This is a genomic window from Blautia sp. OF09-25XD (genome assembly GCF_003482095.1).
GTDB classification, from domain to species: Bacteria; Bacillota; Clostridia; order Lachnospirales; family Lachnospiraceae; genus Fusicatenibacter; species Fusicatenibacter saccharivorans.
In genome coordinates this window covers 47004-71995 of the sequence record NZ_QUMG01000010.1, presented here as the reverse complement: position 1 = coordinate 71995, position 24992 = coordinate 47004, and the positions used below count along the sequence as shown (strand labels likewise).

General features: G+C 46.9%; 21 protein-coding genes and 1 pseudogene. 6 read left to right on the top strand and 16 right to left on the bottom strand.

The features are described from left to right. Positions 1 to 298 precede the first annotated feature (298 nt). The 6 genes from DXA93_RS09825 to DXA93_RS09805 all read right to left on the bottom strand — a co-directional run bounded on the left by DXA93_RS09825 (position 299) and on the right by DXA93_RS09805 (position 7138). Positions 299 to 1615, bottom strand: a complete 1317-nt coding sequence (locus DXA93_RS09825) for a GHKL domain-containing protein (protein ID WP_119208183.1) — start codon at positions 1613 to 1615, stop codon at positions 299 to 301. Continuing rightward, complete coding sequence (locus tag DXA93_RS09820) at positions 1612 to 2328, bottom strand: LytR/AlgR family response regulator transcription factor (protein WP_119208181.1); 717 nt, start codon at positions 2326 to 2328, stop codon at positions 1612 to 1614. The genes DXA93_RS09825 and DXA93_RS09820 overlap by 4 nt, the downstream gene beginning before the upstream one ends. Positions 2329 to 2508: 180 nt before the next feature. After that, the gene (locus DXA93_RS09815) at positions 2509 to 4362 is read right to left on the bottom strand and encodes an ABC transporter ATP-binding protein (RefSeq protein WP_119208179.1); all 1854 of its coding nucleotides are present in this window, start codon (positions 4360 to 4362) and stop codon (positions 2509 to 2511) included. Further along, positions 4355 to 6445: an ABC transporter ATP-binding protein gene (locus DXA93_RS09810; protein WP_243109196.1), complete on the bottom strand. Its 2091-nt coding sequence runs from the start codon at positions 6443 to 6445 to the stop codon at positions 4355 to 4357. The genes DXA93_RS09815 and DXA93_RS09810 overlap by 8 nt, the downstream gene beginning before the upstream one ends. Beyond that, positions 6379 to 6672 (bottom strand): hypothetical protein, encoded by a 294-nt coding sequence (locus DXA93_RS18475; RefSeq protein WP_243036283.1) that lies wholly within the window; start codon positions 6670 to 6672, stop codon positions 6379 to 6381. Before DXA93_RS18475 ends, DXA93_RS09810 begins: the two co-directional genes overlap by 67 nt. Then, entirely contained in the window at positions 6665 to 7138 is a 474-nt protein-coding gene (locus DXA93_RS09805) for a MarR family winged helix-turn-helix transcriptional regulator (protein WP_118719888.1), read from the bottom strand. The genes DXA93_RS18475 and DXA93_RS09805 overlap by 8 nt, the downstream gene beginning before the upstream one ends. A 201-nt stretch (positions 7139 to 7339) precedes the next feature. On the opposite strand from DXA93_RS09805, the gene DXA93_RS09800 reads away from it, so the two are divergent. Continuing rightward, positions 7340 to 8035 carry a hypothetical protein gene (locus DXA93_RS09800; protein WP_117801872.1) on the top strand — a complete coding sequence of 232 codons (696 nt, stop codon included), beginning with the start codon at positions 7340 to 7342 and terminating at the stop codon, positions 8033 to 8035. 74 nt (positions 8036 to 8109) lie between these two features. Here the strand turns inward: DXA93_RS09800 and DXA93_RS09795 are convergent, their stop codons facing one another. Then, the gene (locus DXA93_RS09795) at positions 8110 to 9048 is read right to left on the bottom strand and encodes an AraC family transcriptional regulator (protein ID WP_119208177.1); all 939 of its coding nucleotides are present in this window, start codon (positions 9046 to 9048) and stop codon (positions 8110 to 8112) included. Positions 9049 to 9255: 207 nt separating this feature from the next. On the opposite strand from DXA93_RS09795, the gene DXA93_RS09790 reads away from it, so the two are divergent. Further along, entirely contained in the window at positions 9256 to 10440 is a 1185-nt protein-coding gene (locus DXA93_RS09790; RefSeq protein ID WP_117804438.1) for an MFS transporter, read from the top strand. Between the two features lie 58 nt (positions 10441 to 10498). Beyond that, positions 10499 to 11092 carry a DUF1349 domain-containing protein gene (locus DXA93_RS09785; RefSeq protein ID WP_055218940.1) on the top strand — a complete coding sequence of 198 codons (594 nt, stop codon included), beginning with the start codon at positions 10499 to 10501 and terminating at the stop codon, positions 11090 to 11092. Between the two features lie 53 nt (positions 11093 to 11145). On the opposite strand, the gene DXA93_RS09780 is transcribed toward DXA93_RS09785, so the two are convergent. From DXA93_RS09780 to DXA93_RS09770, 3 genes are all read right to left on the bottom strand, one after another. After that, positions 11146 to 12600: a serpin family protein gene (locus tag DXA93_RS09780; protein WP_118750123.1), complete on the bottom strand. Its 1455-nt coding sequence runs from the start codon at positions 12598 to 12600 to the stop codon at positions 11146 to 11148. Next, positions 12597 to 13157 (bottom strand): RNA polymerase sigma factor, encoded by a 561-nt coding sequence (locus DXA93_RS09775; RefSeq protein ID WP_118750124.1) that lies wholly within the window; start codon positions 13155 to 13157, stop codon positions 12597 to 12599. The genes DXA93_RS09780 and DXA93_RS09775 overlap by 4 nt, the downstream gene beginning before the upstream one ends. Positions 13158 to 13280: 123 nt before the next feature. Continuing rightward, complete coding sequence (locus tag DXA93_RS09770; RefSeq protein WP_055218946.1) at positions 13281 to 14963, bottom strand: phospho-sugar mutase; 1683 nt, start codon at positions 14961 to 14963, stop codon at positions 13281 to 13283. A gap of 397 nt (positions 14964 to 15360) precedes the next feature. On the opposite strand from DXA93_RS09770, the gene DXA93_RS20915 reads away from it, so the two are divergent. After that, on the top strand, positions 15361 to 15435 hold the full coding sequence (locus DXA93_RS20915; RefSeq protein ID WP_368249205.1) for a DUF6783 domain-containing protein: 75 nt from the start codon (positions 15361 to 15363) through the stop codon (positions 15433 to 15435). On the opposite strand, the gene DXA93_RS09765 is transcribed toward DXA93_RS20915, so the two are convergent. The 6 genes and pseudogenes from DXA93_RS09765 to DXA93_RS09740 all read right to left on the bottom strand — a co-directional run bounded on the left by DXA93_RS09765 (position 15414) and on the right by DXA93_RS09740 (position 21571). Next, positions 15414 to 16082: an SGNH/GDSL hydrolase family protein gene (locus DXA93_RS09765; RefSeq protein ID WP_119208175.1), complete on the bottom strand. Its 669-nt coding sequence runs from the start codon at positions 16080 to 16082 to the stop codon at positions 15414 to 15416. The genes DXA93_RS20915 and DXA93_RS09765 overlap by 22 nt on opposite strands. 328 nt (positions 16083 to 16410) lie before the next feature. Then, a complete protein-coding gene (locus tag DXA93_RS09760) occupies positions 16411 to 17445 on the bottom strand; it encodes a TRAP transporter substrate-binding protein (protein WP_243109195.1) in 1035 nt (344 codons plus the stop codon). Between the two features lie 16 nt (positions 17446 to 17461). Beyond that, the gene (locus DXA93_RS09755) at positions 17462 to 18751 is read right to left on the bottom strand and encodes a TRAP transporter large permease (RefSeq protein ID WP_119208173.1); all 1290 of its coding nucleotides are present in this window, start codon (positions 18749 to 18751) and stop codon (positions 17462 to 17464) included. Continuing rightward, on the bottom strand, positions 18751 to 19383 hold the full coding sequence (locus DXA93_RS09750; protein ID WP_117510066.1) for a TRAP transporter small permease: 633 nt from the start codon (positions 19381 to 19383) through the stop codon (positions 18751 to 18753). Before DXA93_RS09750 ends, DXA93_RS09755 begins: the two co-directional genes overlap by 1 nt. Positions 19384 to 19487: 104 nt before the next feature. Next, positions 19488 to 20249 (bottom strand): type I 3-dehydroquinate dehydratase, encoded by a 762-nt coding sequence (gene aroD / locus DXA93_RS09745; RefSeq protein WP_055226275.1) that lies wholly within the window; start codon positions 20247 to 20249, stop codon positions 19488 to 19490. Positions 20250 to 20357: 108 nt separating this feature from the next. After that, positions 20358 to 21571: pseudogene (locus DXA93_RS09740) on the bottom strand (MFS transporter). Between the two features lie 279 nt (positions 21572 to 21850). Between DXA93_RS09740 and DXA93_RS09735 the strand changes: the two are divergent. Both DXA93_RS09735 and DXA93_RS09730 read left to right on the top strand, forming a co-directional pair. Beyond that, a complete protein-coding gene (locus tag DXA93_RS09735; RefSeq protein ID WP_119208171.1) occupies positions 21851 to 22798 on the top strand; it encodes a LysR family transcriptional regulator in 948 nt (315 codons plus the stop codon). A 71-nt stretch (positions 22799 to 22869) separates the two neighbouring features. After that, positions 22870 to 24891 carry an oxidoreductase gene (locus tag DXA93_RS09730; RefSeq protein WP_119208169.1) on the top strand — a complete coding sequence of 674 codons (2022 nt, stop codon included), beginning with the start codon at positions 22870 to 22872 and terminating at the stop codon, positions 24889 to 24891. Positions 24892 to 24992 lie beyond the last annotated feature (101 nt).

Sequence of the window (24992 nt, the reverse complement as noted above, 5' to 3'; positions counted from 1 at the left end):
TACCTGCTGCAAATTTTCTGCCTCATTCCCCATATTCTGACAACCCGTAAGAATCAACAATATCGTCAGAACTCCCAACACTTTCTTTCCCATATATCCCCTCTTTTCAAAATTTCGTTCTTTCTCTTCTGTTACTCGAAGCATAACGAAAATTTTCTCCATCGTCAACGGATCTGGGATATCATGCTCTATCTGGGATAATCGGTACAGATAGCAAAAATATAAGACCTTGTTCTTTGAAATCCGCATTCTTTTTGCTTCCTTCATACAAACAAAGTCTTTTTTATTACGTTTTATCTTATTTTATCGGAAACACTGCCTCTGCGCAAAACAAATCTCCTGTCTCATAATACTTTAACGCGCCACCTACCTTTTGCATCGTCCGTTTTATACTTTTGTGCCCAATCCCATGGCTGCTTGTATCTTTCTTCGTCGTATTCAAACTTGAATTTTCATTTAAAACAGATTTCTCTATTTTATTTTGAATCTCCAACCGAAGATATCCCATTTTTTCCTCTACAAAAATTATAATTTCTTTCTTCTCTATAACTTTCCGCTCTGCTTCAATCGCATTATCCATGAGATTTCCAAACACAGAGCAAAACTCCAAATCATCAATTCCTTCCATTTTGCTCAGAATCGTACACTTCACATCTACTTTTTCACTTCTCGCAAGAGTAATTTTTGTATTAATCATAGAATCCACATAACTGTTTCCGGTCTGAATCAATGTCTGTACATCTTCAATTTTCTGATTAATTTTTTCCCATACCTTTGCCATTTCCGACTGCGGCATGGTCTCCATTGCCTCTTGCAGAGGTAAAAGATAATTTTTCAAATCATGTTTAAATTCTCGTAATTCTTCATTACTTCTTTTAATAATTTCCATACTTTCCTTTGAATATTTCTCTTTTTCTTTCATCAGTTCATATTCTAGCTTTGTCTGATTATCTTTGCTCATTTGCTGTACTACAAAGTACATAATCAAGCACATCAGCCAAATACAGGACACGCACAGCAGCATTAATTTCTGTTCCTGCATCTGGATTCCCGGAAAATCTCTGGACAAGGTAATCAATGTCTTTCCCGCAACGGTTGAAAATACAAGACTGCATCCTATAACAATCCACTGCCAATTCACCAGATTTTTTCTTTCAAAAAGAAGGCCGTTTAAAATTTTGCCCACAAAAAAATATAAGATTTTCGTCAAAAGAACAGTAGCAATTCTCGCGATATCCTGTTGTTGAATAAAAGATGCTACACTCTCTTGTAGAAGTAAACTGCATCCAAAAAGAACTGCTGTATTCACAAACGTCGTTAATTCCCTCGCAACTACTGCAGCAATGATTTTTCGAAGAATACTGCCCCGCGTACTCACTGCCAGATATCCAAACAGCCAGAGCAATGTAAGCCATAATTCCCATCGATCATAAATCGCCGGATACTTTTCCAGCGCCGGAAAAATCATTCCGACCAGCACCGCGAACAACCATAAAAATTTCCCCCGTTTTCCTTTCGGCCGCTGCTGCATGAAATCCATACAAAACCCCAGCAGAAGCATATTTTCCAAAACAGAAATTGCAAGTTCAAAAACCTTCCAAAATGTTGCACTCATTCCATCACCACTCCCATAATTTTCATTCGAACCTGATTCAGATAATTTCTGCTGACAGGAATGCTTTTCCCGTTCAATAGCAGAAGTTCTTTTTCGCGCAACCGATATACATAGTTCATGTTAACCAAATATCCTTTATGTGTCCTTACAAATTTATGCGCTTCCAGTTTTTTCTCCGCTTCTGACATTTTCATTCTTACACGAATCGCCTCGTCCCTCGTATCTTTTTCCCGATAAAAAAGCAGATAGTTCTTCTCGCTCTCCACAAACCAGATATCACGCAATGCAAGTTTTACACTCTGACGCCCTGTCTGCAGTTCTATTTGCGGAACTTTCTTTCCTGCCTTTTTCTGCAGTTCCAGCAACTGCGGCTCCAATTCCTCGTCCAGATGTGCCTTGCGGATAAAAAAGAATGGATGATACACCAATGACTGAAACACCAGATCATCCTTATTTGATACAAACACAATACAACATTCCCTGTTCCACTTTTTCAGATACGATGCAACCTCAAATCCATTCACTTCCGGCATATCGATATCAATAAAAAAAACAGAAATCTCATCAAGATTTTTGATTCCTTCCAGCATCTCCTTCGCGGACGTATAGCTCTCCATTTCCACCGCGATCCCATGCTCCTGGCACAGACCGCGGATTCTGATTTCCAGTTTATCTAAAAATGCTTTATCATCATCACATAAAATTAAATTCATTATTTTCCCCCATACTCTTCTTATCGAAGATTCTACTTCTCACCAGCATACCAAATTTTTTCTTTTCTCTCAAGCAATCTGGGACAACCCGCAGTATCTGGGATAAACCACAAACTGAAAACAGCACCTGCATCGTTTGGCTGATGCAGGTGCTGAAATGTATGGATTCTTTTTTCTATGTTACGCAACGACATCCTCAAACTGCGAATTGTAAAGGTTTGCATAGAACCCATTCTTCGCAAGCAGTTCTTCATGGTTGCCCTGCTCGATGATATCTCCGTCCTTCATGACAAGAATCAGATCCGCATCGCGAATCGTAGACAGCCGATGGGCGATGACAAAGCTCGTTCTGCCCTTCATCAGGTTATCCATTGCTTTCTGGATCTCGATCTCTGTTCTGGTATCAACGGATGAGGTCGCCTCATCGAGAATCAGGATCTTATTGTCCGCAAGAATTGCTCTTGCAATCGTCAGAAGCTGTTTCTGTCCCTGGGATACATTGCTTGCATCCTCATTCAGCTCCATCTGGTAGCCGCCCGGCAGGGTCTGAATGAAATGGTGTGCTCTTGCAGCCTTCGCCGCTGCAATAACCTCCTCATCCGTGGCATCGAGCCGGCCGTAGCGGATATTTTCCATGATACTGCCTTTGAACAGCCACGTATCCTGCAGCACCATACCAAAGGCATCGCGAAGCTCTCTGCGGTTGAAATCCCTGATATTGTGGTCATCCAGAAGAATGGCTCCGCTGTTTACATCATAATAACGCATCAGCAGCTTAACCATCGTCGTTTTTCCTGCTCCGGTCGGGCCGACAATGGCAATTTTCTGACCCGGTTTTACCTTCGCGCAGAAATCATGAATGATGATCTGGTCCGGATTGTATCCGAACTGTACATGATCAAAGGTTACTGCTCCTGTTACCGTCCCAATATCGGCCGGATTTTCCGTGGTCTGATCCTCTTCCTCTTCATTCAGGAATTCGAAGACACGCTCGGATGCCGCCGACATCGACTGTACCATGTTGATCACCTGCGCAATCTGCTGGATTGGCTGGGTAAAGTTTTTTACATACTGGATGAATGCCTGGATATCACCGATTGTAACCACGTTTCGGATCGCCAGCAGGCCTCCGGTCAGCGCCACACAGGCGTAGCCCAAATTCCCGACAAACATCATAATCGGCTGCATCATACCGGATAAAAACTGCGATTTCCATGCGGAATCATAGAGAATGCTGTTGGTTTTCTCAAACTCCTCAATGGTATCCTTTTCACGGTTAAATGCCTTAATTACAAGATGGCCGCCGTAAACCTCCTCAACCTGTCCATTGATGTGACCCAGATATTCCTGCTGGTCACGGAAGAATTTCTGGGATTTTTTCGTCACCAGTCCGATCAGCCCCATAGAAATTGGCAGGATCACAAGTGCGATCAGCGTCATCAGCGGAGAGATACTCAGCATCATGATCAGAACGCCGACCAGCGTTGCCACGGATGTGATGATTGTGGTAATGCTCTGGTTCAGTCCCTGACCCAGTGTGTCGACATCGTTGGTAATACGCGAGAGCACTTCGCCATAGGTGCGGCTCTCAAAATATTTCATCGGCATGCGGTTGATTTTCTCCGAAATTTCCTTCCGGAGCCGATAGCATACCTTCTGGGTAACGCCCGTCATAATCCAGCCCTGGATGAAGCTGAACAGGGCGCTCATCAGATACAGGCCAAGGGTAAACAGCAGAATTTTTCCGATTTTCGTAAAATCAATGCTGCCTGTCCCTCTGATTTTTTCCATCAGTCCCTCAGACAATGCTGTTGTTGCTTTTCCGAGGATTTTTGGTCCCGCAACGTTGAACACGGTCGAACATGCTGCACAGAGCATAACGACAAAAATCGCAATTTTATACTTTCCGATGTACTGTGCAAGCTGTTTGATTGATTTTTTCAGGTTCTTCGGCTTCTCGCCCGGCTGCATGCCGCGGCCCATGCCTCCCATCGGTCCTCCTTTGCGCGGCTGCTGATTTCTCCTGTCACTCATGGTCAGCCACCTCACTTTCTATTCCAAGCTCCTTCGCCGAGAGCTGGGATTTTGCAATCTCCTGATAAACCTTACAGTTCTTCAGCAGTTCTTCATGTGTACCTTTTCCGACTACCTTTCCGTCATCGAGCACCAGAATCTGCTCCGCATGGAGAATTGTACTGATTCGCTGTGCCACAATGATCACGGTGCTGTCTTTGACATTCTCCGCCAGTGCTTTTCGAAGCGCCGCATCCGTTTTCAGATCAAGTGCAGAAAAGCTGTCATCGAAAATAAAGATTTTCGGATCCTTTGCAATCGCACGCGCAATCGCCAGACGCTGTTTCTGTCCGCCGGACACATTCGTTCCGCCCTGGGAAATCGCGGTCTCATATTTATCGTCTTTTGCTTCAATAAACTCTGTTGCCTGCGCAATCGCGGCTGCTTTTTCGATCTCGGCATCGGTTGCATTTTCTTTTCCGAAGCGCAGGTTCGATGCGATCGTTCCCGAGAACAGCACACCTTTCTGCGGTACAAAGCCAATCTCGTCTCGCAGCTCCTTCATGGTAATGTTTCGGATATCCTTCCCATCCAGGGTAATCTGTCCGCCCGTCACATCGTAAAGACGCGGAATCAGGTTTACCAGCGTTGATTTTCCGCAGCCGGTACTGCCGATAATTGCCGTTGTCTTTCCCGGCTCCGCCACGAAATCAATATCATGCAATACATCCTCTTCCGCTCCCGGATACCGGAAATTGACATGGCAAAAGCGGACAACACCATTGTGTACGTCTAATTTTTCCGGCGTTTTAGCATCCTGAATCGAAAGCTCTGTCCGGATAACCTCATCGATACGACCTGCGGCAACCGCAGCACGCGGCAGCATGATAGACATCATCGTCAGCATCAGGAAGGACATAACAATCATCATGGCATACGTAATGAACGCTGTCATTGCGCCGACCTGCATCGTACCCTCATCGATTCTGTGTGCACCAAACCAGACAATTCCTACGGTCAGTACATTCATAATCATCATCATGCCGGGCATCATAAAGGTCATGACACGGTTGGTAAACAGTGTCGTCCCGGTCAGCTCCCGGTTTGCCGTATCAAAGCGCTCTTCTTCTTTATCCTCTCTTCCGAATGCACGGATAACGGAAAGTCCGGTCAGGATCTCACGGGAAACCAGGTTGATGTTATCGACCAGCTTCTGCATCTTTTTGAATTTCGGCATTGTAATAGATACAAGCAGCATGACATAGCTGATAATCACAATAATTGCCAGCACGATAATCCAGCCCATGCCGGCGCCCGTTTTTACCACCTTGATGACACCGCCAATACCAAGAATCGGCGCATACGCAATCATGCGCAGCAGCAGCACCGATACCATCTGGATCTGCTGGATATCATTTGTACTTCTCGTAATCAGGGATGCTGTGGAAAATTGATCCATTTCCGCATTGGAAAATCCGACAACCTTTTTGAATACCTGATCTCTCAGATCGCGACCGATTCCGGCAGCAACACGGGAGGCAAACAGTCCGACAAAAACCGTTACCACACCCATCAGAAGTGCCATGCCGACCATCTTAAGACCCGCCGTCAGAAGATACGACTTCTGAATCCGGTCGATATCAAGTCCCGCCGCTTTATCTGCGGAAACCGCATAGGCAATTCCCATCGATTTTACCAGCGAGCTTCCCATCGTGTCGAGCGTTTTTTCCATGCCATCGCGCATCGAAAGCACGTCATCTTTCTCCATTTGTCCACTCTCGAGCATGGATGCAAAAATCGGACGGACATCTACACAGGTCACTTCTGCCTTGTTTCCATCCTCATCTTCCTTTTCCTGCCGGAAGCTCTTCAGCTCCACATGCATCATCTCGCCGATCTGCTCTATCGTCATGTTTTCAAACACGGAAGCATCCTGACTGGTCTGCTGCGCCATGAGCTGTTTGAAGGCAGTTTCCTCCATCGCACCCATCTGGTAATTCATAAGGAGTGCAACGGTCAGCGTTTCATCCGCTGTATCTAGTTCTTTTTCGGAAGCTTTGTTCCGTTCGTAATAGCCGTCCTTTTTCGTATAAAGGCTTTCCACAAGTCTGCCTCATCATCCGTCATGATGAACTTTGCTGTCTGAAATTCTTCCTCTGTGATCCTTTTTGGCGTAACGTGCTCAACACCGCTGTTCTGAATGCCCACATCGATGATATCAGATGTGTACGACGGGAGCGACAGGTCGCACCACGCCTGGACAAACAAAAGCATAAGAATCACAAGAATCGATTTCCAGTACGGGAGCATATTCTTGAAAATCTTACTCATTTTTTCCCCTTTCTGTCTTTCTCGTACATCGTTTTCGGGTTTCAATTTCTTTTTCTGCAATCTCATAGATACGATCCAGATAAGCAACCAGCTGATCTACATCCTCTTCCTTTAACTGTGACATCACAGAGCAGCCAAAATCCTGCATTCTGTCCCGTACCTCTTCCCCCTTTTTCCAGCCCTTCTCTGTCAGACTGATATACGTATTTCTGCGGTCTTTTTTGTCAACGCTCCGCTCTACATATCCTTTTTCTTCCAGTCCGCGCAGTGTGCGCGACACAGCCGGCGGAAGCGTTTTGGTCTTTGCTGCCAGCTCTGAGCTTGTAATTTTTCCGTTTTCTCCCATTTGCAAAATCGCACCCATAACGGAAAATTCGGAACTGCTGAGTCCCGGAATCAGGTCTGATACGTTCAGTTTTTTAAACTGGTGCACCGCACGAAACAGTTTTTCAAATGCATCTTTCATATTATCCCCCTCCTTTTTGCGCAAATACTTAACAGTGTTATTTATTTACGCATGTTAAATAATAACACCGGCAAATTTCCATGTCAAGAAATTTGCCGGTGTTTATGTTTTTTTTAGAATTTACGCTACTCAAATAGAATTTGACAAACGCTGCCATTTTGTTTAGATTAGAAGCAAATACGAAAGGACATCTTCATTCCCATGCCAGGTTTTATTTTACATCTCACCGCAGCCCAAATGCTGTTAAAGCACCTCCCGTCCCACCCGGATTTTCCATATCCGATTTCATCGGTAAATGATTTTCTAATCGGAAATCTTCTGCCGGATGCGACGCAGCAGAAAGAATCCTCCCATTTCCGCGATCCGCTTTACCGCGAAAAAATGATGGTATTCCCGGATCTTACACGGTTTACAGCGAAATACCGTTCACTTCTGCCAGATTCGAGCGCACTGGGATATTATTTTCATCTTTATATTGACCGGAAATTTTTTAAGGATTTCATTCCTCAGATTGTGGAATTTTATAATGCGGATGGGGAAATTACAGATATGAGAGATGAGATTGCAACGGTTTATATCAAAAAATCGCGGACATCCATTCCTTTTTCCAGATATCTCACGGAGGAGTATTATTACGGGGACTATACACGAATGAATACATATCTTGTCAACCGCTATTGCATCCCGCTCGATCTCAATCCTAACGTCACGAACCCTGGAATCACAGAAATTCCGTATGAGAACGTCCAACAGGTACTTGACCTCCTCCATCACTTCCTCTCCGTCCCGCCGGAAGCCGCGCAGGATCTGAAGGTCTTTCCGCTTGAAGAGCTGCTTGCGGCACTGGAGCAATATGTAGAAGAGTTTTTGGCTGTGCCGAATAAGTATATTCCATAATTTTCCATTTAAAAAGGAGCAGAACCCACACCGGATTCCGCTCCTTTTTCAGAATGTAATTTTTCCGTTTTCTCTTACACTACCTCTTGAACGATCCCTTCTCTGTCATCCGTATCCATTTGTTTTTTTCTTCGATATTCCGTCGGTGTCCTCCCATAATATTTCTTAAATGTTTTGCAAAAATAATCCATATTTTCAAATCCCGTCTCGCCGGAAATTACAGTTATCTTTTTCTCCGTCGTGGCCAGAAGCTTTGCAGCCTCCTGCAGACGATACTTCACCAGATAATGCACCGGCGTATCGTGAAGATATCTTCGGAACAGATTCAATGCCGTACTTTTGCTCACCATAGCCTGCCCGGCGATATCCTCCAATGTAAGATTTTGTCGGAAATTTTGATGAATATATTGCATCATCAGCTGTGTTCTTCCCTGTGAGGATGCCGTATTTTCTCTTTTTTTCTGCAGCACTTCCGAATCCATGTGCAAATAAAGCAAGTGCCACAATTCCTGCGTCAGAAATAAAGTAACCAGTTCCCGGTCTTTGTCTGATTCCTGCGCTTTGAGAATTTTCTGCATGAGCTCCAGTGCTTCTGCCTGCCATTTTATTTCCCTGCAAAAGACAATGCAGTCCACCTTACACGCCTGTATCGGTGCAATGTATTTTTTGTAAATCAGGCTGTCTGCCGAAGCGAGAAATGTCGGTTTCAGAACGAAATTTGGCACAATCGCATGGCCTTCAGAAAAATAGCGATGCAAAATCTTTGAGTTAATAAAAATGCCCGTTCCCTGTCCCAGTGAAAGCTGCTTTTCGCCAACCCAGAAGGTTGCTGTTCCCTCCTGTACAAAAACAAACTCAAACTCCACATGCCAGTGCCATTCTACACAATGAAAATCAAACAACGCAAGATCGTCGTAATACAATTGAAACGGATATTCACTATTTCCATGCTGTATCGTTTCCATCATGGTTTCATCCGTTTGGATCTTGTTATAAAATGTATTAAACTCCATCTTTCCCCGCCTCCGTTTTTCAGGCACGACCCTCTCTATTTTGCGATATTATACAATAAACAGACGATATATTCCAGTGAAAGCGACACTATTTTACGTTATTATACAAAAAGAATCGTTGTCGCTCCATGGAACACGGTGAACGGCAACGAAACGAACACTACGGCCGCAGCAGTTCTGCCATTTTAAAAAACGGAGTATATCATCATGAAAAAGAACTACCACAAAACCTTAATTGCCTGTTATCTTGGATTTATCACGCAGGCAATTTCTGCAAATTTTGCACCTTTACTATTTCTTACCTTTCACAGAACTTACCATATTTCTCTTGGAAAAATTGCGTTTATCTCGACAGTATTCTTTTTCACACAACTTCTTGTCGATTTGTTCTGTGCCAGATATGTCGATAAAATCGGTTATCGCAGGTGTGTCGTTGCTTCTGAGATTCTTTCCGCCTGCGGCCTGATTGGACTTGCCTTTCTGCCCAATATTCTGCCAAATGCCTATGCAGGAATTTTGCTCAGTGCCATGATCTATGCCGCCGGAAGCGGACTGATTGAGGTTCTTGTCAGCCCAATCGTAGAAGCTTGTCCGTTTGACAATAAGGACAGCGTTATGAGTCTGCTTCACTCCTTTTACTGCTGGGGGTCTGTAGGCGTCATCCTACTCTCCACTGCTTTTCTGGCAGTTTTTGGTATGGAACGCTGGCCGATCCTCGCATGTATCTGGGCTGTACTTCCACTGTACAATACGTTTAATTTTCTTTCCTGCCCGATTGAATCACTGACCGGAAGCGAAGAAGGACTTACCATTCGTCAGCTGTGCCGTCTTCCCATTTTCTGGATTTCCCTTGTTCTTATGGTCTGCGCCGGAGCAAGCGAGATTTCGATGGCGCAATGGGCTTCCGCTTATGCCGAGTCTGCATTAGGTCTCTCAAAAAGCATTGGAGACATTGCAGGACCGTGCCTGTTTGCTGTGATGATGGGCATCAGCAGAACCTTCTATGGTAAATACGGGGAAAAAATTGACTTAACAAAATTTATGATCGCATCCGGTACACTTTGCCTGATCTGTTATCTGGCTGCAGCTCTCGCACCTTATCCTCTTTTAAATCTTACAGGCTGCGTTGTGTGTGGTTTCTCCGTAGGAATTATGTGGCCGGGAACCATCAGTATTTCATCCTCTAAAATTCCACTCGGCGGAACTGCACTGTTCGCACTTCTCGCCATGGCCGGAGATATGGGTGGTTCCATTGGCCCATTTGTTATTGGATTTGTCACACAAAACACCGGCGACGATCTGAAGGCAGGTATGCTGGCCGGCTGCATTTTCCCTGCTGTACTGATTTTGTCTGTTTTTCTGCTCCGACAAAGGAACGCAGAGCAAAAATAAGCACCGAAGAGATACTGTAACGTGTCTCAGACACACTTCTTAGAAAGGAGATAGGATGATGGATTTTTCCTGGTTAAATGAAAGCGAATTAAAAAGAGAGGAAGAAGGCAAGCTTGTCATCTTTGCACCGGCTGGGACAGATTTCTTCTGCAACAACGGCACTGTTTCGGAAGAAGGCATTACGCCGGAATCACTGCACAATGCACCCTATTATTATACGGAAATCGAAGGCGATTTTGTTCTGACTGTCAAAGTTTCTCATGACTTCAAAGACATCTATGACTCTTCTTCTCTTATGGTCATGGAAGATCTGGACAACTGGGCAAAAAGCTGCTTTGAAAAAACCGATTTCGGAACTCATGCCGCTGTCAGCGTTGTGACGAAACAAGGTTATTCTGACGATGCCAACGGAAGTAATATTTCCGGAAATACCGCATGGCTGAAAATTTGCAGAGTGAAAAATTCCTTTGCTTTCCATTATTCTGAAGACGGCATTCATTATTTTATGACAAGATTTTTTAATCTTTCCGGTAAAAAGACCGTAAAAGTAGGGCTTCTTGCCCAGGCGCCGCAGGGAAATGGTGGCAACCGGATTTATGAAGATTTGCATATTGAGAAGAAAACAGTAAAGAATATCCGCTTCGGAGAATGAAATACCCTGAGTTCTTCTATTTTAAAAGGAGTCGGACAGTCCGACTCCTTTTTTCACTTCCCGTCGATATTTCTTACAACTCCCGAGAACAACAGCGATCCGTCCTGCCCCGTAACAAGAAACAGGAATGGACGATCCAGTACGAAATCGATTTCGTCGTCCGGGATTTCTGCTGCGGTTTCTGAAACGCCAAGTTCTGTATAGGCTGCTCCGGTTACTCCGTTTTCATCAATTTCGAGCATGGCGGCGTGGTCTGCTTTGCTCAGGTATAAGCCATTCCTGTTCTCTGTTAATGGACTGAAATCCGCCAGATCCGCATCCAGTGCATCCGTTACACCAAGTGCACGCACCGTTTCGATCAGGTCTGTTTTCTCCGATACTTTAAATTTAGGAACAGACAGATTCACCATAGGGGAATACCAGTTATCACTGCTTTCATCCCGCCGTATAACCTTCATCAGATCCGGCGATGATACCAGTTCACTTACATCTGCATTTTCATCCGGAAGCAGGAAATACATAGAGCCGCTGTCCTGAAGGCTAAGACCGATTGCCGTAAATTGTTCTCCCTGGTAGACATCCATCCGTTCCGTTTTTTTCATCATATCCACATCGGTGTCTCCCGCAGTTCCGTGGAACGTTTCCTTCTCTGTATTCACTTCCCAGAAATTTTCCCTCCACATCGCCTTATAATAGATGGTAGATACAAGCTCAAACACGGTATCCGGTGCGATCGCCATGTCTTTCGTATATTCCTTCAAAAGCCCGCCGGTATTATTATCCGTCCAGGTCTGCAATGCCTGATCCATTTCTTTTGATCCTGGCGTTCCTCTGAATGTCGATGCATAGTACTGCTCCGCCAGCCGCTGCAGCGTTGCGTCATTGTATGATTCCTCACTATCGAGCCACAGCGAATTTGCCAGCACACTTTTCAGCGCGGGCGTGTCTGCATAATTGCTTTCCCAGAGTGAAGAAACATTTTCCCGTAAGGTGTCCATGTCCTGCGCACCAAGCATATCCAGAATCTGCTGCCGCGTATTTCCATCCGAAGTTTCCGCCAGCATTGCAAACGCGATATACAGATTGATCGGCGAGCAGACGGTATTTTCATCTTCTGAAACCAGCATTTGTTTCATCAGGTTCTGATAATATGCATCCATTCCCGACTGCAGTTCTGCTGATTTTGCTGTCAACTCCCGGTACGAATCCCACCAGTCCCAGTGTGCATCGCTTTCCATGAATTTCTGTGCATCCATTGTCCGCTCCACAGATGCCGGATAAGCCGCCAGAACCGTCGTTACCCCCGACGGATAACGGACTGCAGAACCCTCCCGACCGTTTCTCCATGTCGCAACCCCCAGCACAGCTCCGCCGATGATCACCGCGCAGGCTGCGGCGGCCGTCCATTTTTTCCATACGCCTCTCCGCGGGTGGCGATCACTCCGTGCTTTTTCCACCATACCAGGCTCCAGATTTCCCAGCACTTCAAACAATTCTTCTTTCTTCATAATTCGAACCCCCTTTCCGTCAAGTGTGTATGCAATTTTCCACGGATCCGGTTTAATGAAACTGAAATATAATTTTCACTTCTTCCCAGCCGCTCCGCGATTTCACCGATGCTGTCTACATACCAGTACCGCAGGACAAACATGCATCGTTTTTCCTCCGGCAGCTTCTGCAGAAACTGATTGATCTCCGCGATCAGTTCTTTCATCTCCCACTGCCGCTCAATATCATCTTTCCCCGAAACACATTCTTCCAGCTCGTCCAATACCGCATCCATCTGACTTTCTCCGCGTTTTTTGCGATGCATTTTTCTATACAGATCAAACGAAAGATTTCTCGTTATTTTTCCAAGAAATGTGGATAGCAGAGACGGCCGGTGCGGCGGCATGGCATTCCACGCGTGAAGCCAGGTGTCGTTGACACATTCTTCTGCATCCGCCGGATTCTGCAGAATATTCTGTGCAATCGAAGTACAGTATGTACCATATTTCACCGCAGACTCGCTGATCGCTGTTTCGTTCCTGTCCCAGTACATTTGGACAATATGAGTATCCTCCATATGGAAATCCCCCCTTTCATCTATCATCACGCCATTTTGCAGAAAATCTTACACTTTTCAAAAGAAATTTCGGTTCAAAAAAGGGCGTGACCAAAGCCACGCCCTTCCATTCTTTTATTTTCTTTATGCCAAAATCGGTTTCAAAGCCTCTGCGAGTTTTTCTTTCTCTGCTTCTGCCTCTGCCAGATCCTTGCCAAGTGTTGTGTAATATACCTTGATCTTCGGCTCTGTACCGGACGGGCGGACGATGACGGTTTCACCATTTGCCAGTTTGTAGATCAGAACGTTTGCGGATGGGAGTCCTGTTTCTTCCGGTTTCTCGTAATCGGTTACTTTGACAACAGCGGAACCTGCGATCTCGGTCAGCGGCTCTTTTCGAAGGCCATCCATAATACCGGCCATCTTGTCCATTCCGCTAAGTCCCGGGAACTCGAAGCTGTCTACTTTGTTCAGGTAACGGCCATACTCGGCATAGATCTCTTCCAGTCTCTGTTTCAGGGAGCTTCCGATGCTTCTGTAATAAGCTGCCATCTCGCAGATCAGCATGGAGCCGATGACTGCGTCTTTATCTCTTACATACGGACCGGCCAGGTATCCGTAGCTCTCCTCGAATCCGAAGATGAAGCGGTCTACTTCGCCGTCTGCCTCAAGGTTTGCAATCTGATCACCGATCCATTTGAATCCGGTCAGAACGCTGCGGAGCTCTACGCCGTAGTGCTCTGCAACTGCATCTGCCAGCGGTGTGGACACGATGGATTTTACAGCAACTGGTTTCTCCGGCATGGTGCCTTTCTCGATGCGGCCTGCGCAGATGTAGTCGAGAAGCAGAACGCCGACTTCATTTCCGGTTACCAGCTCATAGCTTCCATCCGGGCATTTCATGGCGATACCAACGCGGTCTGCATCCGGGTCGGTTGCCAGCATCAGGTCTGCGCCGGTCTCTTTTGCAAGATCCAGGCCTTTTTCCAGTGCAGCAAAGATTTCCGGGTTCGGATAGCTGCAGGTGGTGAAGTATCCGTTCGGATACTCCTGCTCCGGAACGATGGTGATATCAGTGATGCCGATGTCTTTTAATACACGGGTGACCGGTACAAGACCAGATCCGTTCAGCGGGCTGTAAACGAGTTTCAGTCCAGCGGTCTTGCAGAGGCCTGGACGAACCTGACGGGATTCGATGGCTTCGTACAGTGCATTCTTGCAGTCATCGCCGACGAAACGGATCAGTCCCTCTTCTACTCCCTGTGCAAACGGCATATATTTTACGCCGGTCAGGATATCGGTTTTCTGAATCTCTGCGTATACGATTGCTGCAGCATCATCGGTCATCTGGCATCCGTCCGGGCCGTAGGCTTTGTAGCCGTTGTATTTTGCCGGGTTGTGGGATGCAGTTACCATGATACCTGCATTGCAGTTATAGTAACGGGTTGCAAAGGAAAGTGCCGGTACCGGCATCAGTGCATCGTAAATTCTAACTTTGATTCCGTTTGCAGCCAGAACGCCTGCTGCTGTTTTTGCGAAAACATCGCTCTTGATACGGCTGTCATAGCTGATGGCTACGGTCTGGTTTCCGCCCTGTGTTTTTACCCAGTTTGCAAGGCCCTGTGTTGCCTGACGCACTACATAGATATTCATACGGTTTGTTCCTGCGCCAAGTACACCACGAAGTCCTGCGGTTCCGAATTTCAGAGATACAGCAAAACGGTCCTTGATCTCCTCATCGTTTCCTTCAATCCGTGCCAGCTCCGGGTTCAGATCTGCGTCTTCCAGATCAGCTGCCAGCCATCTCTTATACTCTTCCAGATACATATCTTTTTTTCTCCTGTTCTATTCTTTATTTGTAACTATTCAGCGCCATGCGAAAGAGAAGAAAATCGTGAATCATGCTTGCATGAATGCGCGGTTTTCTGGAATTTCATATGGCGAGAAGCAACATCGAGATGCAGCGCAAGCGGAATCGAGATGGGGTTCTGAATAGTTACCTTTCTTTTATGTCTCACTCTTATGTCCCCATTCAGCGCCACATAAATGTATGTATAGTCATAATATACCATAACTGTCCCAAAACAGCAATTATTTTTGGTAATTTAAGCAAAATTTTACCGATTCTTTTTCTCTTTTTTCGACTCTGTCCGCCGTTTTCAGACAGAACAGGACAAAGAAAAAGCGAGGACCCCAATAACGATTCCCGCTTTTTGTCTGCCTTATGAGGGCAAGCCATACCGCAAAGTGGCGCTTTCAGATTGCGGAAATGGTTTTTCAAGCATGCTCCGGTCTGTGATTATAGTCGAATCCGCATTTTTCCAGAAATGCCCGTGCGATCACTGTAGCGCCGATCTGGTTCGGATGGATTCGATCCCAGGCGATGTAGGAGGAATGGCGGTACTGGAAGTAATCGTTGAAGACGGCCTGAAGGTCGATAAAGCGGCAGCCGTATTTCTCAGCCAGCTCGCTGCAGATCGCGCCGTAGGTGTCCATGCGTTTTCTCATCCAGTCCTCCCCATTTGGCTCCATGTAGTATGGGGTCATGAGGAAAATTCCTTTTACATTATCTTTTACGGAAAGAATCATCTTTTCGACGTTGGAACGGTACTCCTCCGGCGATACCTGCTCGTCCGGGATGGCCGGGCTGTCGAACTGTCTCCAGACGTCGTTGATGCCGATGCAGATGGATACCCAGTCTGGTTTTAATGATACGACATCGCGGTCGAAGCGCTGCAGCAGGTCACGGCTTGTGTTTCCGCCGATACCGGAGTTTGTCACGCGGAGATATACCTCCGGGTAGAATGCTGCAAGCATGTTTTCGACGATTCGGACATAACTCTTTCCGACATTTTCAAATAAACCTTCCCCCACCGGCTGTGCACTCTCCATATCCGTTACGGAATCTCCTGCAAATACAATCCGGTCCATGTGTTCAAAAATCATTTTTTTGCCTCCCTTGGTCATAATAATAGATCAAAAAAACCTTCCAAATCCCATTATAATCTTGTAATTTCGACGGTACAAGGCAGATTTTGTAAATTTAAAGCGATTTTAAAGCGATCCAGACAAAAAAAACGACTGCGAAGCACCGTTTTTCAGCGCCCCGCAGCCGGGAAATTTCTTTTTTTGCAACGATTCAGAGCCATGCGAAGCCGAAGAAAAATCGCGAAACACGCTTGCATGAATGAGCAATTTTTCCGGAGTTTCATATGGCGAAAAGCAACATCGAGATAAGGCTCTGAATCGTCACCATTTTTTTAGTGAATAACGCTCAGTTTTCAATTCCATCCATATACGCATTGTAAATCGCCGGATCAATATTCTCTTTGATCGACTCATACACGCTCTGGGATGCCTCGCGGATGTCAGCTCTTGTCTGGCCATCGAGTGTCAGAATCTTCGTTCCGCTCTCCTCGATTTTCGCGATCTTGTCGACAATACGGGCATCGGACTGCTCTCTTGCGTACTCGGTCGCAATCTTTGCGGCCTCGGTCATGATCTCCTGCTCGTCTGCAGGCAGATCCCGGAAGAAATCGTCGTTGACGATCAGGGAAATCAGATGCGGCAGATGGTTCGTCTCCACTACGTAATCCTGCTGCTCATACAGGTTATTCGAAACGATGACCTCGTATGGGTTCTCCTGCGCATCAATCGTGTGCTGCTGCAGGCCGATGTAAACCTCACTGAAGCTCATCGGCGTCGGGTTGGCACCGATGGCTTTCCAGAATGCCAGATGGTAGCTGTTCTCCATGGTACGGATCTTCTGACCCTTGAAATCCGAAAAGCTGTAAACCGGCTTATTCGTACTCATGACACGAAATCCCTGATCTGCCATACCGAGCAGGTGATAGCCTCCCTCCGTATAAACGTTGCTGATCAGCTCGTAAAACTCCGGATTATCAATCTTCTCACGGCATTCATCGAGAGAATCAAACACACACGGCAAATCAAACACGGCAAGATCCCCCATAAAAGAAACCTGCGGTGCCGTATTCTGCACGACAAACGGAATATCGCCGTCAGCACACGTTTCCAGCAGATCGCGGTCGCCGCCAAGCGTTGAGTTTGCGTAAACCTGAATTTTCATCCTTCCATCGCTCAGCTCTGAAATCTCTTCCGCAAACTTCTCAGCGAAGATCTGCGTTACCGTGTCCTCCGGGCTCGCCGTTGCCAGCGGCCAGGAATAGCGCTGTGTCGTCTCTTCTCCGGAAGAGCCGCAGCCGGCAAGCGATGCGCCAAGCGCAACGACAGCGGCAAGTGCCGTCACTTTTCGGAAAAGCTTTTTCTTTTTTGTCATCTTTTTCATTGTCCTTCGCTCCTCCCTATAAAATTCCAATCGAAATCGCCGGAATAAACGTAATCAGCAGCAGTGCCGCAAGGAAGAAACCGATCATCGGCATAGCCTTCTTTGCGATCTGCATGACCGGAACCTCGGTCAGGGAGCTTGCCACGAACAGGTTAACGCCGATCGGCGGTGTTACAAAACCGATCGCAAGGTTGACAACCATGATCACACCAAACTGAATCGGATCCATACCGATTGCCTGTACGATCGGCAGAAGGATCGGGGTCAGAATCAGGATTGCCGGTGTGGTATCCATCACCATTCCGACAATCAGCAGGAATACGTTGATGATCAGAAGGATCGCAACCGGGCTGTGGAAATTGTTCAAAATGAACTCACTGACCGTCTGCGGTACCTGCATCAGCGTCAGCACACGGGAGAATGCGGTCGATGCTGCCAGAATAAACAGGATCGGGGTGAAGGTACGAATCGCCTCAACCAGAATGGACCAGATGTCGCGGATGCGGATACTCCTGTACACAAAAAGGCTGATGATCAATGCATAGAATACGGAGATAACAGCCGCCTCAGTCGGGGAAGCGACACCGCTGTAGATACAGCCAAGGATGATCACCGGGCTGAGCAGTGCAAAAAAGCTCTCTTTTAAAACGCGAAGCAGGCCTTTGTCATGCAGCACTTTGACTTCTGCATGGATCTTCTCTTTGTCCTCCCCATACCGTTTGCAGTGATAAACGGCATAAACCATCAGCAGCAGACCGATCATCAGACCCGGTACAATTCCGGCAAGGAACAGGTCACTGACCGAAGCGCCGGAAGCCATACCGTACATGATGAACGGAATACTCGGGGGAATGATAACGCCAAGGCCGCCGGCAACTGCCACAATCGCTGTGGAGAATGTCAGATCATAACCAAGGGTAGTCAGAATCGGGATTGTCATGCTTCCGACAGCGGCAACGGTCGCCGGAGCGGAACCGGAAATCGCACCGTAAAAAAGGCAGGTGACGATAACGGCGCACGGCATACCTGCGGTGAATTTTCCGAGAAAATAGGCAAAGACATCAAACAGTTTTTTGGAGATGCCTCCCTTAGCCATGATGATACCGGAGAGGACGAACATCGGAACTGCCAGCAGAGGGAAGGAATCGAGTCCTCCGAACATGGCACGGATCAGATATTTGGCTCCTACCGTAAAAGACGGGTCAAACACCGACGGAAGCACAGATGTGATTCCAAGGGTAATCGATACCGGAACAGCGATGACCAGCAATGCAACAAAAATCAGAAATAATACTACGACTGGCATTAGCGTTCCTCCTCATTCGAATTTTTAATCGTATGGATGCGGTTGTCGATACCCGCGTTCAGGGCATTTTCTGTGGCGTTATCTGCTCCGGCATTTGCCTCGATGAAGGACTCCGGCGTATTTCGCTCCGGATGCGCCGGGTCGAAAACATTCTCACCGCGTGCCACACGGAACTCGATCATCCACCGCTGCAGAACGCGGAATGCAACCAGCACAAAGGAGACGAGCGGTGCTGCCTGGATAAAGTACATCGGAATTTTGCAGGCCGGGGAAAGCTGGCCGCTTTTAACTGACGACATCATATAGGAAAAAGCAAACGGAATCATATAGATGAAAAAAATCAGTTCAAATGTATGATTCACAATTTTGAAAATGGCTTTTCCTCTCCGCGGAAAAATCGCAACAAACTGCTCGATCTTGATGGAAAGGCATTTTTTGCTGCAGTAGCTGACGCTTAAAAAACCGCACCAGATAAAAATATATCTGGTCAGCTCTTCCGACCACGACAGCGACATGCCAAGGACGTAGCGGCAGAAAACCTGAATTCCCATGATCAGCGTCATGGCGATCAGACCGATCACAAGAAGAAATTCTTCCAAGTTTTCATCCAGCCAGTGAAATACTCTCTTCATAAAAGGCATACCTCCGTTAAATTTATAACAGAACAATAATACAAAAGGGACATCGGCATCAACAGCAAAGCTAAAAATACCGGTGTCCCATAAAGAAAAAACGGTTACATGGCTTTGTGAAGCAGATCCAGAACGGTGCTCAGATCATTCACACCCATCTGACCCGGTGCGGATGCTTTCTTTGCCGCGCCGAAGGTCATGGAAGAGCCAAACACCTCACCGCAAAGACGGCTGATCACGCCGGTGCCTGCCATCGACATGGTGATGATCGGTCTGTCCGCATAATTGGTGGTCATTTCCTCTGTTGCCGCAAGCAGGGTCAGAACGTCTTTCTTATTCTGCGGCATAACAGCGATCTTCGGAATGTCTGCGTTCATATCCTGCATCTTGCGCAGTCTGTAGATGATGTCTGCTTTTGCAGGAGTTTTGAAGAAATCATGGTTAGAGGCAACAACCTTTACGCCTGCAGCGTGTGCGCCGTCGATGATTTTCTTTACGATCTCATCTCCGGTGAAGATCTCAACGTCGATCAGATCAACGTATCCGGTCTGTGCTGCCTTGATGTTCAGCTCAGCGTATGCTTCCGGCTCGATAGCTTTCTCGCCGCCCTCTTTGGAGGTACGGAACGTCATCAGAATCGGAATATTGCCGAGTGCTGCACGAAGGTCTTTTAATGCATCTTCTACCTGTGCGAAGTCGAATACGCCTTCAAACCAGTCTACACGCCACTCTACAACGTCAACCGGAATCGAATGGAAGGTTTTTGCTTCTTCGATGATATCGTTTTTGGTAACTCCTACGATCGGAACGATGATCTTCGGTGCACCGGCACCGATTTCAATATCACGAACTTTTACTGTATTCATGTGTTTTTCCTTCTTTCTTCAATATTAACCCTGACTTTTCTTTTGCAGCTTTTCTTTTTCACGCCCGGATTACTTGGCTCTTCGTACTCCGCAATCCTTAATCTCATTTTAGTTGTCCTGCTGCGCAAGTTCAACCATTTTTTTATAGCGAATGTTTACAAACAGTCCAAGTGCAACGCCAACTGCGGTCAGAACGATGTTCATGGTCATAACGCCGGACGGCTGCATTTTAGATGCTGCGGTCAGGATCGTGTAGTTGCAAAGAGAAGATGCAATCATAACCAGTGCGGTTACGGTTCCTTTGATTTTCGGGAACAGCATGTTGCAAACGGAAGTTGCGATCTGAAGCAATCCGCCTGCGCCTGCCCATCCGATGATGAGGCACCGGCGATCATCAGCGGTTTGCTCTGTCCCATCAGGACTGCGATCATGGTTACAAGGCAGATTGCCGGGTAAACAACGATGAAACGAACGTCTTTGATTTTTCTGGTCAGGAATGCTGTTACGATCAGTGCCAGCATGGTTCCTGCAGAATAATAGGTCTGCATGATGGACGGATCAGCCCAGCCTACATTCTCTTTTGCAAAGTTCTGTGCACAGTTCAGCCACAGCTGGAATGTACCGGTGCAGGTGAATCCGATCAGGATCATGGCGATGGATTCGAAGGAGAAATGTGTATGTTTCAGACTGTCGATCAGACCCTCTTTTTTGCCGGATGCTTTCTGGTCAGCGTCTGGCAGCGGGAACAGGAATACCAGTACAAAAAGTACGATATAAGCGATTCCGCATCCGTAGAATAACGGATTGTAGGAGGTAAGGCCTGCTGCTGTAGAAGTAACAGCTACACCAAGAACAAATGGAAGCAGCATCTGAGCAATTGCGATGAAGAATTTGATTCCCATGGTAGCAACGCCAGGAGCTTTGTAAATAATCTCGGATACTGCCGGGTAAATACCGGTATCCAGGAAGGAGTTTGCGATACCGCCGATGATGGCGCATACGTAAGCGATGGTGTAACCGCCGTGTGTTCCTGCATTAAATGCAAGAGCAAGGCCGATCAGGTAAATTGCATAGGAAGCACTTCCGATTGCAGTGGAAATGCGGCGTCCGAGTTTGTCGGACAGAGGACCTGCAAATGGCAGTGCGATCAGACGGCCAAGACCGAGTGCTGCGGAAATTGCGGTAATTGCCATTGCTTCCACTCCCCAAGCTGCTGCCAGAGCCTCTTTGATGACTGCCTGGCCCAGGATGGAGCATCCAACACCGTGGATAAAGTAGTTCAAGTACAGAATTAATGCACTTGGCAGGTATTTCTTGTTCATGGTTTCTCTCCTTTTTAAATAGATTATGTTGAGGTCAAATTGTCTTTTTCCTCTGTTCGGTTCATCCTTTTGTTTTGTCACAAACAACAGATTACCAGTTTCGTGAATGTTAAAAAAATAACATTTGCCTTTATTTTAACAGTGAAAACGTGTACGGTCTAATGCTTTTAAGGGAAAAAACCAATGCATTGAATGCATTGATGTGGTATACTTGAGTTATCATAATAAGAGGAAGCAAAGACTTTCTTACGGAATCATTTTTTCAGGAGGAAAAACCACATGACACTGAATCAGATTCTCTATTTCCGAAAGGTTGCCCGGCTGGAAAATTATCACCAGGCAGCGGAGGAGCTTTATATTTCCCAGCCATCCCTGAGCCGTTCCATGGCCGCCCTTGAAAGCGAGCTTGGGATCACGCTGTTTGAAAAGAAAGGGCGCGGTGTTGTCCTTACCAATGCCGGCCGCCTTTTTCTGGAGCATGCAGACCGGATCGCAGGTGACTGTGATATTGCGGCAGGCAAGATGAAAGAGCTCGCCTCCGGTGGCGGCAAAATCAACATCGGTTATATTTTTCCACTTGCCGGACATTATATTCCGCACAATGTCCGCACCTTTCTGGACAAAGAAGAAAACAAAAACGTTGCCTTTAGCTTCTGGCAGAACCATACCCCGGCCATTGCACAGAAGGTGAAATCCGGTGAACTCGATCTTGGGTTTGGCGGCTTTTTAAAGCGCGATGACATGGAGTTTTTTCCGTTGATCCAGCAGCCGCTTGTCATCGTATCCCCGGAACAGCATCCGATTGCCGATGAACCTGAGGTTCCGCTTGTAAAACTTACCCGTTATCCGGTGATCGGCTACGACCGCGCCTCCTGGATGGGAGCTTACACCGGTCATCTCTACCGGAAATATCAGCTTCATCCGAATATTATCATGGAATGCCCGGATGAATATTCGATTGTGGCACTGGTACGCGAAAACTTCGGCATCGCGCTCATGCCGCGAACCGATATTCTGGAACAGGCAGACGGTATCCGCATCCACACACTGAAAGGTCTCGAGATTTATCATCAGACCTTTATGTTCTGGATGAAGAACCGCTACCGGCTTCCGGCTGTCGAACGGTTTACCGAATATATGAAACAGCACGCTGACATTATTGAAGAGACCGAAAATGATAGCGAAAACGTATCGAAAGTTTATCTGAAAGATATTGTTAATTTTTAGTCGAAAGAGTTATGATGGATTTGTCACAAACAGAGGATTACCGCTCATGTAATGAATAAGGAGAAATTTTCATGAAGAGTGCTTACCCAAAAATTTTCGAGCCAATTACCATCAAACGAACAACGATTAAAAACCGTATTGCAATGACCCCGATGGGAACCAACTACGGTGAGACAAGCGGTGAAATGAGTAACCGTCATATGAACTACTACTCTCTCCGCGCAAAAGGCGGCGTTGGTCTTATTATTCTGGAGAACGCCAACATCGAGTACCCGGTCGGTTCCAACGGAACCAGCCAGATCCGTATCGACCACGACAGCTTTATGCCGCGCTACTATCAGTTAGTCGAAAACCTTCATAAAAACGGTGCTACCGTAGCGATCCAGATCAACCACGCCGGAGCTTCCGCATCTTCCGCAAGAACCGGTATGGAAACCGTTTCTTCTTCCAACATCCCGACAAAAGCCGGCGGAGAAACCCCTCGCCCGATGACAAAAGAAGAAATCATGACAACCGTGAAAAAATACGGCGAGGCCGCAAAACGTGTGCAGGCCATCGGCTTTGATGCCATTGAAATCCACTGCGGCCACTCCTACCTGATGAGCCAGTTCATCTCCCCGTATTACAATAAAAGAACCGACGAGTTCGGCGGTTCTGTAGAAAACCGTCTGCGTTTCCCGCGTATGGTACTGGAAGAAGTACGGAAAAACGTCGGACCGTGGTTCCCGATCATCGTTCGTATCTCTGCCGAGGAGCGTGTTCCGGGTGGAAATACGCTGGAAGATACGCTCGAGTACCTGGAGTACCTGGATGAGTTCGTAGATATGTACGACGTATCCTGCGGTCTGAACCCATCTCTTCAGTATCAGATCGACTCCAACTTCCTGCCGGATGGATGGCGTTCCTACATGGCAAGAGCCGTAAAAAATAAATTCAAAAAACCGGTTATCAATGCTGGTAACTACCGTGACCCGAAGGTCGTTGAAAAAGTTCTCGAGAGCGGCGATGTAGATATCGTCGGAATGGGACGCGGCCTGATCGCTGAGCCGAACTGGGTGAAAAAAGTTGAGAACGGCGAGGAAGATATCCTTCGGAAATGCATCTCCTGTAACGTCGGATGTGCCGGAAACCGTATCGGCGTCAACCGCCCGATCCGCTGTACCGTAAACCCGGCTGTTCCGGAAGGCGATGTTTACAAAGCACTGAAAGTAAATAAAAACTGTAACGTTGTTGTTGTCGGCGCCGGTACTGCCGGTATGGAAGCAGCCTGCACCGCAGCAGAAGTCGGATGCAACGTTTTCGTACTTGAGAAAAACGATCACATCGGCGGTCTTTCCACTTTCATCTCCGATCTTCCAAGCAAGACCCGTATGAAAGACTTCCCGAAATACCTTGAGGCAAGAGCCGCCAGACTGAAAAACCTGTATATTTTCCTCAACACCGAAGCTACGGTGGATAAGATCAAACAGTTCAAACCGGACATCATTGTAAACTCCACCGGTTCCGTTCCGCTTGTTCCGCCGATCAAAGGCCTGAAAGAGAACATCGATGCCGGAAACGTAAATACCATCTTTGGTATGATCAACAATGTAAACGCCGGAAAATATCCGGAAGAAGCCTGTCAGGGCAAGAAAGTCGTTGTAGTCGGCGGCGGTTCCGTAGGACTTGACGTTATTGAATACTTTGCACCGAGAGGCGCCGAGTGTACCATCATCGATATGCTGCCGCAGATCGGTATGCTTGCAGACCCGATCACCAAATGCTCCATGCGTGAGACACACGACAAATACGGTGTAAAAGAATATGTCAACACCGCTCTTCAGGAAGTAAAAGAAAACGCATTCACTGTAAAGCTTCCGGACGGAACCATCCAGGATCTCACCTTCGATTATGGATTCAACTGCCTTGGAATGCGCTCCAACAACCCGATTCTTCCGGAGCTTCAGGAAGCATTCGCCGATACCCATACTTATATTTATACCATCGGCGATTCCGTACGCGCACGCCGCATCATGGAAGGTACCATGGAAGGCCGTGCGATCCTGAATGTACTGGAGTCCCAGGGATACCTGCATCTGGAGCCGCTTGAGTAATCCCCAGCATCGCTTCTTACCCAGCGAAATAACAAGTGCTTCACTGCATAAGGGAACGATAACGATTCCACTACTTTAAGCAGCCCGACAAAAACTGTATA